This window comes from Paenibacillus sp. MZ04-78.2 (assembly GCF_024213375.1).
In the GTDB taxonomy this organism is placed as follows: domain Bacteria; phylum Bacillota; class Bacilli; order Paenibacillales; family NBRC-103111; genus Paenibacillus_G.
Genome location: NZ_JANAVJ010000064.1, coordinates 1 through 15,096, shown reverse-complemented (window position 1 = coordinate 15,096; position 15,096 = coordinate 1). Strand labels below are relative to the sequence as shown.

Below are 15,096 nucleotides of genomic sequence, written 5' to 3'. Positions count from 1 at the left end.
TCCGTTCCGCCCACTCGTTTTGTCGTTGATCTCTTTTACTCATGAGGCAACCTCCCGTTCAAGATGCCTTCATTTTCCCATGAGCTTGAGGTTCTTGAAAGGTGGGGAGTATTTGACGCTCACTTAGCTCAGTGCTATTCGAGGAAACCTGTTCGGACATAGGAGGGGTTACCATTGCCACTGGCAATGTTGTTGTTTGGAAACGAAATCCCCCATCACTCACCCCTGAATCAATGATCGTTTTGATCTCATATGAATATGTGACACCAGGGACAAGCGATCTATCTTCATACGTAGCAGATGTCACCGAGGTTCGTCCGATCTCGACGCCGTTTCGCTCGATAATGTACAGATCGGCACCGATTGACCCGCTTTCTGTGAAGTCCATAATCACGCTTGTTTTTGTCGAATGATATCCGACTTGTTTCGGAGCTTCCGGTTTAGTAAGTGCCGTATAGCTAATTTCACCAGATTTGTCACCTTGCATGTTCTCGGTATGGAAGGTTACGGTATGGGTGCTTCCAGGTGCCTCTTCTCGGATTGCATGCAGCAATTCAATGATCGACGAATTCAATGTGTCCAATTTCTTTTCAAAACGTGTTAATAGATAAGCAGTTATTACGATTGGGAACCCAAAATTCTAAATTGATGATGTGACTAGACTGATCAGTTGGGTATCTTCCATTTTAATTGGCCCCCCTTCTTAGCCTTCCGCTGTCGGAAGGATATTGAGGACCCATAATGTAATTTCTCATCTTAGCATGTCACGAAACCCCAGCGACCAAACGTTTCGCATAGATTTGATGTGGTGTTGCGACTGGTGTGCTGGGGTTTGATGCTTACAAATGTGCCGCGTTCGAGACGGCGATAGAACAGCCTGAAGCCGTTATGCTTCCGTACAGGATCTTGAGTTTGTGTGCTCGTGGTAGCAGAAGAACACGAACAGATACCGGGAGAAGAGATCGAGTCCGAGGCCTGTCTGAAGTTCGATGCTGGCTTGGCGGATGCGGACAAGAGAGAGGTGGTAGAATGGGAACTGCCGATTGAATCGGAAACCGCAAGCGCTACCAAAATCGTGGTAGGAGCCGATGCCGTAGAAGAAGAAATGTCGTTCGGTTTGCAGAGCCAATATTTAAGGCGAAATGATTGGCAGCGCACCAGTCAGACATGGTGAGGTCACTGTCTCTGTAGTCGGCAACACGCAAGGCCCATTCTTTTCATTGATGGTCATAAAGCAACCTCCTCGGTATGGTTGCTCACATTCCAGGAATGTATTGGTCGTGGAGGGAAGGGTTTGACGCTTACTCGAATAATAGGCCGATCCAGAATTATTCTATCCCGGCTTCGACAGCCCGTAGAAACACAAACCGCCTTGGGCCCAGTCGTGGCAAGGGTTTAGGCGGTTTGTGGATAACTACGTGTGTATCTACGTTTTTGGGACGCTAACGGAGCGAAATCCCCCATATTCTCTGGGGTTCTGTCAATTTTAATGCCGAAACAATACCTAAATGTTCAGGTGTTAATTCTGTACGTTGTTGAACCTTGCCATCGTGAGATTCATACTCCACTAATTGCACACGACCGAATGAATCGCGGACCTCTCGCCACGTTTTGCCTGTCTGGTTTTCTATGATACGAACCAGCATGAGCGCCAACCAGCATAAGAGTACATGCGCGCGGATCCGTTCTTCCTTGCGGTGATACACGGGGCGAAGGTCTAGCGACTGTTTTAGCGTCCGAAACGCGGCCTCTACTTTCAAAAGCTGCTTATAGCCAAGCGCCACATCTTCCGCCGAAAGCGTATCATCCGAGGTTTGCAGCAAATACTTACCATCCAGATGCTCCATGCCTTTCACAGCCTCCAGATCAATTCGGAGGTTGCCACGCTTGTCCATCTTGAGATAACGCTTGTACGTCGTATGGTTGTGCAAGCGGCAATGCGCCTTGGTATGTGCTTCTCCGTTCAGTTCCTTTAACCGGACGAGTTCCTCTTTGAGCGCGGTTAGATGCTTCTCACGCCGCGCCGCGTCACGTCTGGCTTCATCCGGATTGCGGACCAGGACGTATCGTTTTCTCGCTTCACCGTCGCCGATCATAATGTCCTTAACTTCCAGGTTATCGCTTACTGTTTTGAACCGGCCCGGGTGTGCCAGTGCTGCTTCTACGGTCGGCTTGCCGGACGATAGCTTTTCTCCGGCGATGTAATGGCCGCCACTTCGCTGTAAATATCGTAAATTTTCTTCCGATGAAAAGCCGCGGTCAACGACAGAGATGACGCGTCCGAGTTTCCAACCGATCAAATCCTTTTTCACTTCCGGAACCACACTCATATCCGACGTGTTTCCGGGCCATACCCAACATCGGATTGGAATGCCGTCCCGCGTCACGGCAAAGCCGATGACCACTTGTGGCAAGTCGGGGCGATGATCCTTCGAGTAGCCGAGTTTGCGAAATTCATCGTCCTCGTCTTCGGTTTCGAAATACGTCGACGTCGTATCAAAGAAGAGCAGGTCGACCTCCAACTGAAGGAGATCTGCAACGGCATGAAATACATCGTGCTGGATGCTTTCTTCGGATTCAAGCAGAACATCCATCGCCCGGTACGCTTGTTGAACGTCAAGTTTTGGCAACTCAGGGATGACGACATCGTGTTCCACCCACTCTTCAGCGGCAAGCTTGCTCGATGGAGCAAGCGCCCGGTTGGCGACAAGTGCGAATAAGATACGCTCTATGGGTGTTTGAAACTGCCGTTCCGTCAGGCGCTTGGTCATCGCATTGCCGATTCCGAGCTTCTGCCAGAGCTCATTCAAGAGCCACGCGCCGCCCAGTGACTTACTCCGTGTGATCCGAAGCGGAGCGATAGGAGAAGAGTCACGATCAGTTGCTTGCGGATCATCGCCAAGATAACGTCCGATGCTTTGGGCGAGACCCCGTAACGCCGCCATATTCACCTCATCGTCACGACCAAAATTGTAGAGGATCTTCGCTTGTGACTGACCGGTCTTAGGATTGCGCTCGTTATGGGCAAGTTGAATATAACGGACCGAAGTGCCGTCTTTGTTTTTACGAGAAGTGGTTCGAATGTACATAATATGATGTTACTACTAAAATAGCTATAGATCAATAAAAAATATGAGTTATCCACATAAAGCGTGTGCCTACAAATTTTTCTGCGATTTGTCCACATTTTTAAAAAGCTAAACCACGGAACCTGCGCCACTACAGCATTTTACTTATCCACAGCTAAGCACAGGTGTCTACAAAACGGGGAAGACTGTCGAACCCGGGTCTATCCCACCCACGATCTCCCATCGCATATAAAGAATCGCCGCTCAGTTTCCGTGAAGGAATAAAGCGGCGACTTTCTTAAAGGAAAGCTATTTGGTTAAAAAATCAGTAGTAGTCAAAAATTCAATCTGTTGCTTTTCAGAACTATCTTTTCCTACCAACTTGTCATAAAGATCACGGTCGTTTTGGCCTTGTTTTTGTAAAGCAGATAGGTACCATCTGTCTATCATTCTGGTTGTTGGATCATCAACATTGGGACCTGCGTGGAGTTTCAGGATATTTGAAGCCGCTGCATAGTCTCCACGGAGGAAATTAATCTGTCCTATGCTATAAGAAATTTGCGGTGTTATGTTATAGTCTCGACCTGCTAATTGTCCTTTTGGCAAGTTTTTCAGAAGATCCATTCTTCGAAGGACCTCGTTATATAATTCGAGAGAATGATTCCAATACGTATCCATTGTTTGAAAATTCTTCTCTTGCCTAGCTTGATCACCTAGTTGTACACCTAATTCAATGCTGCTTTCATACATTTCAATATACCAAGGAAACTCAGGAATTTGGTTATTAATCAAATCGTAAGCTTGTTGCAACTGATTTTTCATCTTCATCATATTAATTTGTTGCAGTACGATAACTAGGTCATGAAGTTCGGATTGTTTCAGTTGGTTGATTAATCTTTGCGCCTCCTCAAAATACTTATCATCCTTTGTTTGATTGTATACCTGAAGCAGAAGGTTCACCTTACTAAGAGGACTCTTTAGCACGTAATAAGGGTGATTTGGGTGTAGCTTCATCGCCGCATCAAGAGGAGCAACAATTTCATTGTAGTTATGGCTTGTTTTTGAGATCTCGTAAGTTTTTTGAAACAATTTGCTAGCTTTGAACAATTGAGTGGAAACGAATATCATAATGAGAGACAGTACGAGTAGGATAAGTGGATAAGTCTTTTGCAATATTTTAGAATTTGTTCGAATAGGAAGTTGTATGGATGTCGCACCAGATGTCATTCCTCCAAGGGACAAAAACATCAATGAACCTAAGTACACATAGCTCAAATCGAAATCTATCATACTATGAATAAGTAAAGAAATCGTGATTATAAAAAATAAAAAATGCCTCTCTCTATTTTGGGGCAGATCATCAATAAAACTACGGATGTAAAAATAAAACACACACACCAAGAAGGACATTAGTACTAGTATGCCCACTACTCCCGTTTCAACCAAATACTGAAGGAAGAAATTATGATCTTGACGACTTGAATATGGGTTGTTCTGATACTTCTCATATAAAGCTGCCCAAGCCCCGCCTCCTGCGCCGATTATCGGATGGTCTTTCCATATTTTTATGGCGTCCTTATAAAAAGTCCCTCGTTCAAGTACACTATGTTGCTGAATATTGATATTTTCAATGCGCGTCTTCACACTATTTGGCATCACATTTTTGAGTCCGGTATCCCCAAAGAGTAAAATTGCTCCCAAGCATCCTACAAGAATTGCGGTGATTGGCAATACAAAAGAGATGTATTTTCGACTCGAAACACGACTTAATGCCTTATCAAAAGCCGCTGCACCAAACATCTGAATCATGATCGCGATCACACTGTAAACTGAGGAAACCAAGATTAATAGCAGCCATCCTTGTAAAAATTCTGAAGAATTTGGCTTTTGTTGAACTATGATCCCAATATCAGTGATTTTTTGAAGGATGATAAGAGAAGCTATGAATGAAAGCCCGATTTGAATGATGCATAAAATTTGCCTAGTTACATTTAGGAAAAACATGATTACCAATAAGATAATAGGCAAGAATACCAATGCTCCACGGGAAAGAGTCAGCCAAAATGAAATGATCATGGGTACCATCATCAGTGCGTGTGGTAAAATAGCATACCATTTGTGAGATTTTACGATGAAATAAAGTGCACCCATTATCAAAGCGATTAGGTATCCTGCATAACTATTAGCATATTGAAACACTGACGTAAGTCGAGAGCCATTAGAGTCTGTCATAACGGCATATAAGTAGCTCTTTTGATTGTTTATCTCCCCCATTGCTGCAAACCAACCTACTAAATGATCACCTAAAGCACCGTTACCTAACCAATACAAAAGTCCAAATAATACTACAGAATACCCTGAGGTCATCAGTGTTCCCGAAATTATATAATTCCCTATTTTATTTTTTGTCAAAATTACACCTAATATAAAGAAAACACAATATAAAATTTGAATATAGAGCATATTTGTTGCCAAATAGTGCGAAGTGGCATGAGTCAACGAAATTAGATAAGTCAACGGGATTAGTAATATTAGGATCATTAAACCATCCTTTTGATCTCGAAGACGAAACTTGAGGAGTAAGTAAATTGCAATTAGACACATAACGATAGATATCCAAATTAAAGATGAATAGATGGGTGTCTCAAAATCAGAGTCCCCTCCGTTAAACAACGCTCTCTGAAACGGTGACCAAAATAAGAATAATACCAAGAAACTTATCAATATCCAGAAGAGAATTGAGTTTCTGTCGCTATCTTTGCTGATCTTAGATTTTTTATCTGCCGCATACGAGTTGACTTTCGAAGTCATTAAGTTATCTCCTTTTTATCCCTTTTATACCATTTTATGATGTTTCTATTATGTTAACATATGCCATCTATCATTCCAACCACATTTTTCAATTACTAAAAATGAAGTCTAATCATACCAAGTCGACTGTTTGCGAAACATTGTTGCATATTCACCATCCGCACTCATAAGGCTTGTATGATCTCCTTGTTCTATAATACTACCATCCTTCATTACAATAATTCTATCTACCTTGCGGCAGATTCCAAGACGATGTGAAATGAAGATTGTTGTCTTTTCTTCAGAAAGATTCAATAAGTTTTCAAATATCGTTGACTCACTAAGAGGATCTAAAGACGCGGTAGGTTCATCAAGGATTATTATATCGCTATTTGCTAGAAACGCTCTGCTTATCGCGAGCCCTTGCCACTGCCCCAACGAAAGCTCGTAACCGCCCGAAAATGTTGGGCCCAGTAGGGTATCGAAACCATCCGGTAGATTCTTAAGAAATGGTTCCGCATTGGCTTTTGTTACTGCACTTTCAAGAAAAGCATCATCATGAATTAAGTTAATATTTCCAAATGCAATATTTTCTCTTACGCTTAATTGAAACTTTACAAAGTCTTGAAATAGCGCACTAATATGTCCCCTCAAATTATCAGGATGAATCTCATTGATACGTAGATCATCAATTAGAATATCACCACTTGTTGGTTTATATAGACCAAGAAGTAGTTTAGTTAAAGTTGTCTTTCCAGAGCCATTCTGTCCAACAATCGCCACTTTCTCTCCAGATTTTATTTTGAAGGATATATTTTTTATTGTAGAATCGCTTCTCTCAGGATATGTAAATATAACATTCTTAACGCTTCCTCGCTACTCTAAATGGGTAAAATAGACTGCGATTTTACATGGAGTGGCGGGCATGATAGGCTAGCCTGCCATGCCCGTAGAGGCTCCATGTCAAATCGCTCTATTAGCAGCGAATACCGTAACTTTTCCCACGAAGTATAGCGAAGAGCCTTCTTAACTTCAATGGTTCTAAAATTTTGAGGGAATATTTGATTTCTCAGGTTTTCTCGAGGCTCTTCTTCATCAAGTAACAAAAAAAGCTCATTTACATAAAGCGTGGTTTCATAAATATTTGATATCATGGCTGCTACCCGCATCAGGAGGTGCTGTATATGGATCGAAGTGAGATCCGTCAAGAGATTTACGCTATTTTGTCGACAACTCATTCTAAGCCAAAATGCCGTGCGGCTATGCGACTTAAAAGCAACACCGAAGCAGGAAGAGTCCTTGCATCAAGTGTTTAAAGAAGAACTGGAACACAGAGAACGCCTGCGGAAAGTGCGTTTGTTCCAGAAAGCCGCCTTCCCGGTTCGGAAGACGCTTGCGGGCTATGAGCTTCAATCTCTACGCCTTCCCTCCACGCTGCAAACGAATGAACTGACCTCGTGTCAGTTCATTCGGGACAAAAAGAATCTCGTACTCTACGGCCCCGTTGGTAAGGGCAGAACCCACCTTGCCATCGCTCTAGGTTGAAGGCCTGCGAACTTGGTATGTCCACGCGTTTCTTCCCACTACCTCGCTCGTCACCAAGCTCAGTGAGAGCAAGGGAGCCGGATCGCTCGAGCGTACCATGAAGGAGTTGGAGAAAGCCGATCTCGTCATTAATGACGAGTGGGATTATCTGCCAATGGATCGCGAGGAGGCCCAATTACTTTTTCAAGTGATTGCAGCAAGCTACGAACGACGCTTCTTTCTTGCTCTTTCCATTACGGCTATTCGTTGTTGTTTTGTTCTCCACTTTATACTTTTGATAGCCCAAATGTGTATCCATTTCCGCTTCTAGCATTTCCTGAATCGTCTCTGCAAATAGATTCTTCAATGCATTCTGGACATTTTGAGCCGTTACCAACTTATTCTCCTTAATAAACTCGCAGAGCTGCTGCTTTGTCCATAATCCCATGTGTTCTCCCCAACCTTTCCTATACTTCCATTTTAAGAGGTATAGGAGTTTACAAAATCTATTTTATAGACTCTGAAAGAATGGTAGGAAAGTAACTTTGCGATACCTGAAAATACAAACACAGTAATATACAGCGCTTGAATTAGTGGGAACAGCACGGCTTTACACTCCTTCCATCTAGAATTAATTTGTTAATAAACAGATGTCCCAAGGAATTAAATTGGGTTTAATTAACGTAGCAAGTACTAAGCCTATTCCTACAGATCCATCAAGTAACCCTGGCAAGTTCAATCTTTTATTTCCTTCAGAGTCAATCTGTAAGTCATGGAATAAAAAAGGACTACTTTCATCGTACATTTTAATAATGTCTCTTGTTAAATTAATAATCGATTTTTTAAAAAAGTCATCCTTACTATCCTGATATATTAGGCTTGTAAGATGTAATAATCCGGCATAACCATGGCAAAATGTAGGTGAATATATATCCCAGCTTTCTTGCGGTCTGAGTAATGTAGATTTATAAGATTCAATGGCTTTAGACTTCCACTCTTCATTTTTTAAGGCTTTACCAGCTAGCCATATTGCCCTCATTAAACCTGGTGTTCCATAACACCATGCTTCTTTATGCGCTTTATTTTCTACCTTTTGAGAAGAAACTTCTCCCAACCCTAAAATTAACGGTAAATATATCCCACCGTATTCATCTTTTAATTCCCATTGTAATATCCATTCCCCAAAGTGTTGGATTGTTTCTTTGAGACCCTTTGCTTCAAAGCCATCGATATAAGCCTGACTAAGAAATGCAAGAGGTCCGGGAATACCATGTGCCAGCCCTAAATTAAAATAACCGTTCTTAAATCTCAGTTTTTCGTCAGGTGATAAGTTTTGAGACGGCACATACCAGTTAGGCACCGTATTCTCTCCTATAATCCTATGATGACTAAGAGCAACGAAGTAATCTATGATGTTTAATAGGGTTACCTTTACTTCAGGTATATCCTTAAAGAGCAATAAATACCTCCCAATACCTGCCCAACCTGAAATAACATCATAGTCTTGTACATATACAGAACCTTTTTGTACATTATTCAAAGAAATATCAAGAAGTTTCCCAGTTTTGCTTAGAATCAAATCATTAATTTGTTTTAATAGACCTTGATAAGATGTTCCATTCTTTGATAGTGCATACGCTGCAAATCCAATTCCAGTTAAACCAGACCAAAGGGATATATTTAATTCATCGTATGATTTAATAACATTAATAGATCTACTAAGAAAATCATGTCCTACTGAGGCCCAATTATCATCGGGAAAATAATGGTCCATTAACGAATAATAAACGCAGATTCCAGGGTACCCGCTAGATAAACTTCCTGCTTTCCACGGATAATATTTCCCATTATTTGCGATTAAGTAATTTTCTTCGGAAGTTGCTATTCTTTCGATCTCCTCTGCATTTTTAAGTCTGGAACCTAATTCCTGTAGTATCTTCTCAATTTGTGGCCTAAATTCACGAATCTCTACAAACCCCAATGGTTGTTCGGTTAGTTTCATAAAGGTCTCCTTTTAAACAAGAGTTAACTTATGAGTATCCATTTGGTGTGCACAATAAAATGTGTGACTAACAAGCGCCAACACTTTGATCTCTTGTTCCCTATCTATTCCCAATAATCGATTAATGTGCATGTGTATGATGCTATCCAATATACTGCAGATATCATTTTGCAAATGTTGTGTATCTTCTAATTCTTTAATAGAATTCATGTATTTCTTTAACACAGGTAATCTGCGACTAAATGAAGAGATTACCGAATTCATTTTATATTTTTGGACCGTATCCCATTTGTTTTTGTAATGTGTAAGAGATAAATATAGTTCTTTGTTTTGTCGAAACTCTTTAAGGTATCTTCTTGAGATACTTTTTTTACGTAACCATTCTATTTTTACTTCTAATGAAAGAGGGGAATTTTCAATGATGTCCAAAATACTTACTATGGCGAGTGTTGTCTTGTCAATTAATAGTTGACCTGTTCTCTTGAGCAGTAACCACTCACAAACTATCTCACTATCAATTGCAAAATAATGCTCTGCTAATCCAATTAATAGTGGTCCTCCATATCTTTCAGTTTCAGGTTCATAAGTATCAATTGTCATGCGTTTTAGTAATCCTTCACTTTGCAGTCCAGAGGTCCATAATCTAATTTGAGGCAATACCTCACTTATGATAATTGAAGGATCTGATTTAATTCTTAAACGAATATGTGGTTCAGGGTCAACGTAACGTATAAAGAAGTATTGTAAAGACAGGCCATCAAAATTTCGAAAAAATTCAACTAACCGAGAGCTGATAAATTCTTCTTCGCGGCCCGCTAAGCCGTAGAGTTTCAAATATAGCCATTCGCTGCCTGGAAAATAAGCCGTAACATGTTGAGAACTACTATTCTGAATTAAAAACGCTTCATTATCACTTGGTTCTCCATAAGTTCTTATTAATGGAACTACACATTCGATGCTATAGCTACCGCCTTCACCATTTGCGAAGTATTCATCAAAATCCATACCTGTTTCTGTTAAGATTATTGGATCATTTTTGTTAATCTGCTTCCAATCTTTTCTCAAACCATTTACATGTATATGATTCTCGAGATCCAATAAAATTCTATTATCGTATTCTGTTTGAAACACAAAACGAGGAACTCTCCACTTTTGTCTCCACTGTTGAAATTCCGTATACCATTTTTGATCATCCAGTTGGCCATAACAAGAATCTGGTAGAGAGTGTAATGGCCATTGGGCAAGAGAAATTATCGATTGCCGATATACTAACCTTGGCAATACAGGAAAGTTGCTCAGGGAGCCCCATTGAAATTTCCTACAATTGCGGTGCCTCTCAGCAGAAATTTCCCTCAAAAATCGGTACACATTCGTTCCCTTTCGCGCACTTAACATATGTCCGGTCGTAATAATAACCTCTTTATTGAGCTTTTTCGATTTTAAATAAAATTTGTTATTACGAAGTCCAACGACAAGATCTGAGAGGGAAATAGATTTGGAATCTTGATTTGAAGAAGGGCTTACACCGATTATTATGTGATATCTTCTGAGATTTTTTGTGATAGTAATGTTCGCATCTCTTGTATGTATTGGTAAATAAATAAGTTCAGCAAAAATAGCATCCGACCTAAGTTCTTCTTCTTGAGCATAGATGTTCTTAACATGTTCCTCAGCGGTGCTATCAAGAATATCTAGAAACCGCCCAAATGACCTACCGGCCCCCGGATTTCCACTATTGGTGTTAATAATGACCTTGTACTCATCCTTATCAAGAGCACTTGCAGATTTTGCTGCAATTATTGCATATATTTCTAGTGATAGTGGGGGTGTAAGTCCTTTCTCAGGAAACTCAATTTTTTTTATCATTTCTTCGGTTAAATGAAGTTCTAACTTCCCTTCACTTATTGCTTCCGCAACCCAGACTTCAAGGACTTTCTCTCTTCCTTCGCCAAAGAGTTTAGGTGGATTTTCAGCTGCAAAGTATCCTTCTGGGTGCGTATAAGTAGGTGGTGCACCTAAACCTAAGCCTTCATCTAACAATTCCAGCAGACCAACTTCACGATTTAAGCCGTATTTCTCGACAAACGCCAATTTGTATTTATGTAAGTGCAGATTTATATAATCTGGTGATAACCTCCAAAGTACGTCTGCAGCGCTTTCTACTTCTGACATAATTTTCTTATTAATCTTAACGTCTTTTTTCCCTAAAGCTAAATCTATTTGTAGAAGGTTATTTGCGGGATACAACTCGTTCATTTTCCTTACAATTTCAATGTATTCTTTCTCACCCTCACCTACATGAGTTTGGTCATATTCATCTATACTATTCGCAATACTGTTTATCGCGTCCCTAATCTCATCGACATATTTCAGGGAAGAAATTGTCTCAACTAAATGTTTAAAAGGCGACTCGTCTGTTAATGGTGGGCGTAAATTACTTAATAAAAATTCCTGATTCATTAGTTGTTTGATAAACCTTATGATAACTTTTTCATCTGCATTAGGAATTTCTTTGTTAATCTCATGGAACAAATCACTAAAATGAATTGGAGTGGTGGTCATATTCATTACAAAATCAACAACAGCAGTCCTTTTTATTGTGGCAGAAGATGTTGCTCCTGTCTTCATTGCAGATTCATTGCAAAAATTTTGATATGGCAGCTTTAGTCTAGAACCTATATGATAGACGAGGGGGTTATTTACAAATTTTAACTGTTTAAATACCTCTTCCTTTTTCTCTAAGTCATTAATAATAGCAAATATCCATTCCATATCTGGCCTTGTTCTCTTTTTATAGGACTGGATAGAATCAAACAAAATTTTTGTTTCATCTGCAAATTCCCCTATAGTTACACCAGAAAAGAGCCCGTATGGTGTAGGTCTACTGGTCATTCTTATAAAGTATCTTAATATACTTCTAAATATTTGCCTCTTTTTCTTAAAATCTGTCGTTGTATTAAGTTTATCTAATGATCCTAATAATGATGGGCTTGTAACAGCAATTGCCTCTCTAACAATAGGATTTTCGGTTAAGCTAGTTAAATTGATATAACTCTGAATCTCAGGTGATTCTATTAAAGATAAGGATCTTAAATATTCTTGTAAAGACAAGATTGGAGCTCTAAGCATAAAAAAATCTAATGACTTATACAGCTTATCATCCAGCTTTCGCACTTTATGCATCCTCCCATTTTCCTACTATTCCTTATTCATGTTTATAAAAACACCAATGACCCTGACTGATTTGTCAGGGCACATGGCATAACATTCTTTAGCAGCACCATTGGCGGGATACACTGCAGGTCACAGTGTTAGAAGTGCAATTGCCTCTTTCTGTTTCCATGCTCTCAGCAATTTTTGGGGATATCTCTTCAACTTGCAAATCAAGATCAAACATAGCCATAACCTTTTCCTCCTTAGATTCAAATTATTTATTTAAACAGGATTGTCCTGCTTAAATCAAAGAAAGGAATTCAGAGATACCATATTCAGGATTAAGAATGAGCTTCATGATTTCTAGTACAATTATTTCAGTTTAAGCATATTTGGTAAATACTACATATGTAGTATTTTTTCTCTTTTTATTTATGGTATTATGATTAATGTAAGTCTCTATGTCTCTTAAAAAATTATCATAATATAAAAATTCAGATTTCGTACTGTCTATAAATTTAGAAGACGCATTCTAGTTGTGGAGAGGATCTTGGATGTCTTGTTTATCTGATTGTACACTCAATAAAATCCAAAGTTATTTGACCAAACTGAACCTTACAACACGTGAACGAGAAATCACAGTTTTATGGATCAAGGATTGTAACTATAAAGAAATCGCTTTAATTATTGGCATTTCCGAGTCTACTGTTCGCAAGCATATATTCAATGTTTACACCAAACTTGGTGTTCATTCAAAAATTGGTCTCCTCTCGTTATTATTGAATGAAATTTTATAATCAAGATCAGTAGCACCATTTAGATCGTTCATAAGAGCAAACTGGAGAAGCAAAGCTAGAACTGATCCCAGATGAGCAGTCCACCTCAGCCAGCAGAAACGATTTGGAGCCTCCGGCTAGCGAACTTATCCAGATCAGCTAATCTGTTTAACTAATCTGATTCTAAGGTAGAACCGATGTGGAAACGATCAACTACTATCCAACCCTAGAAGTGCTTTAGCAAACGATATACTTACCTTGCCTTGCGTTTCATATGAGATTCCACTAGGAATAGATTTCTCCGGAGAATGAATCTTTTATTCTGATGGTATTGGGAACATTTTAAGTTGTTACTAGAGAGGTTTTACAGCTTTGTCATCCTTTTAGTCGCTCTTCGTTGGCAATAGGGGATGATGCTTTATTTTACACAGGAATGGAGGAAAAAAGATGAAAACAAAAAAAATTCTTGTGTATACAATAGTTGCTTCAACGATTTTTGGAGTTTCTGTATATGCGGGCTCAAAAATTAAATTAGTTGAACCTGTTAAAGCTGAATCAACGAATAAAGCTGTCAGCCTGGAAGCAAACGCAGCAGCTATTAAAAATATTTCCAAAATAAATGATAAGATTTTAATAACGAACCAAACATACTCATCATTGGAAGGAAAAATTTCAACAACATATCACACGACTGGCGAACAAGAAGTTATTGAATTAGTTATTGAACAGCCTGGAAAATTCTATGCCAAGCAAATTCTTGATTCTAAAAATCCTTCGTATTTTGTCGAGGCCGTGAATGACGGAGAAGAAGTTCAGGTTAAAGAGTCGGATTCGAGTGAAGTGCAAACATCGCTACCTCCCAACAAATCTGATGCGAAAGCGATCTATGAAACCAACAATGCAATTACACCTGATTACAATGGAACATATTTGCCAATTGGTGGTGTGAACGAATTATTGCATCCGGAAATGTTTATTCAAGGTGCTTTTACTCGTGGGAATGTCACGGTTAAAGGTATCGAAAAATATCTTGAGCGTGAAACGACTGTAGTGTCCTTGGACTACCCTAAGGGTAAACTTGGTAATAAACACACCTTTTCGATAGATAATCAAACTGGAATTATTTTAAAACTTGTATCCTCAGAAGATGACAAGCCGATCCAAACCATTACCTTTGAACAAATAAAATTTTCCGATAAAATTGATGGAGTTAAATTTAAAAAGTTCAAATGATTTTACACTCAGTTAGACAAGTTTAAAGTAAGTGGATCCAAGTGATTCTAATCTTTGAACTTGCTGATTACATTTGATAAATAAACAAATAGAGACCCTTATGCGTCATTGCATGAGGGTCTATTTGGTCTTAATTCACCAAAGGAGATTCCGAAGATCTATTTCAGCGAAGATATTGGAGTTTAATAAATCTATCGTGGATATATCAAGTTCTTATAAAATATTTATAATCTCTTCTGCTTTTTAAACTGCTCTAAAGTACATCCTAGTTCATTTGAGAGGATTTCTCGGTTCAACCCCCTAAGTTTGGACACTACCACGTTCATCCTTGGGATATCGCATTATAGCGCAATTTGTTGCGGTTTTATCGCCCCCGCAACGACCATTCGTAGATACTCTCTTGGTGGCCAGTCATTAAGACTACCGTGTATGCGATCATTGTTGTAAAAACGAATAAACCGGTCTACTTCTTTGTGAGCGTCAAATACTCACCACCTTTCAAGAACCTCAAGCTCATGAGAAAATGAAGGTATCTTGAACGGGAGGTTGC

The 15,096-nt window shown here is 39.5% G+C and carries 9 protein-coding genes and 3 pseudogenes; 5 read left to right on the top strand and 7 right to left on the bottom strand.

Annotation, left to right across the window (positions count from 1 at the left end):
* Positions 1-58 precede the first annotated feature (58 nt).
* Positions 59-628, bottom strand: a pseudogene (locus NLX71_RS24835) (YvrJ family protein); the annotation flags it as partial.
* A gap of 288 nt (positions 629-916) precedes the next feature.
* Here NLX71_RS24835 and NLX71_RS24825 point away from each other — a divergent pair.
* Entirely contained in the window at positions 917-1,174 is a 258-nt protein-coding gene (locus tag NLX71_RS24825) for a hypothetical protein (RefSeq protein WP_254366460.1), read from the top strand.
* 268 nt (positions 1,175-1,442) lie between these two features.
* Here the strand turns inward: NLX71_RS24825 and NLX71_RS24820 are convergent, their stop codons facing one another.
* From NLX71_RS24820 to NLX71_RS24810, 3 genes and pseudogenes are all read right to left on the bottom strand, one after another.
* Positions 1,443-3,089: an IS1634 family transposase gene (locus NLX71_RS24820; RefSeq protein ID WP_254366459.1), complete on the bottom strand. Its 1,647-nt coding sequence runs from the start codon at positions 3,087-3,089 to the stop codon at positions 1,443-1,445.
* Between the two features lie 288 nt (positions 3,090-3,377).
* Positions 3,378-5,879: an O-antigen ligase family protein gene (locus NLX71_RS24815; RefSeq protein WP_254366458.1), complete on the bottom strand. Its 2,502-nt coding sequence runs from the start codon at positions 5,877-5,879 to the stop codon at positions 3,378-3,380.
* 108 nt (positions 5,880-5,987) lie between these two features.
* Positions 5,988-6,698, bottom strand: a pseudogene (locus NLX71_RS24810) (ATP-binding cassette domain-containing protein); the annotation flags it as partial.
* Between the two features lie 459 nt (positions 6,699-7,157).
* On the opposite strand from NLX71_RS24810, the gene NLX71_RS24805 reads away from it, so the two are divergent.
* Complete coding sequence (locus tag NLX71_RS24805) at positions 7,158-7,403, top strand: ATP-binding protein (RefSeq protein ID WP_302058436.1); 246 nt, start codon at positions 7,158-7,160, stop codon at positions 7,401-7,403.
* Between the two features lie 4 nt (positions 7,404-7,407).
* The gene (locus NLX71_RS27350; protein ID WP_483874632.1) at positions 7,408-7,713 is read left to right on the top strand and encodes an ATP-binding protein; all 306 of its coding nucleotides are present in this window, start codon (positions 7,408-7,410) and stop codon (positions 7,711-7,713) included.
* Here the strand turns inward: NLX71_RS27350 and NLX71_RS24800 are convergent.
* The 3 genes and pseudogenes from NLX71_RS24800 to NLX71_RS24790 all read right to left on the bottom strand — a co-directional run.
* Positions 7,621-7,830, bottom strand: a pseudogene (locus NLX71_RS24800) (transposase); the annotation flags it as partial. The gene NLX71_RS27350 and the pseudogene NLX71_RS24800 sit on opposite strands and share 93 nt — an antisense overlap.
* Before the next feature lie 183 nt (positions 7,831-8,013).
* Positions 8,014-9,384, bottom strand: a complete 1,371-nt coding sequence (locus tag NLX71_RS24795; protein ID WP_254366456.1) for a lanthionine synthetase C family protein — start codon at positions 9,382-9,384, stop codon at positions 8,014-8,016.
* Between the two features lie 12 nt (positions 9,385-9,396).
* On the bottom strand, positions 9,397-12,558 hold the full coding sequence (locus tag NLX71_RS24790) for a lantibiotic dehydratase (RefSeq protein ID WP_254366455.1): 3,162 nt from the start codon (positions 12,556-12,558) through the stop codon (positions 9,397-9,399).
* A gap of 533 nt (positions 12,559-13,091) precedes the next feature.
* Between NLX71_RS24790 and NLX71_RS24785 the strand changes: the two genes are divergently transcribed.
* Positions 13,092-13,334, top strand: coding sequence for a helix-turn-helix transcriptional regulator (locus NLX71_RS24785; protein WP_254366454.1), 243 nt, complete (start codon positions 13,092-13,094; stop codon positions 13,332-13,334).
* Positions 13,335-13,760: 426 nt separating this feature from the next.
* Positions 13,761-14,546: a hypothetical protein gene (locus tag NLX71_RS24780; RefSeq protein ID WP_254366453.1), complete on the top strand. Its 786-nt coding sequence runs from the start codon at positions 13,761-13,763 to the stop codon at positions 14,544-14,546.
* Positions 14,547-15,096: the final 550 nt, after the last annotated feature.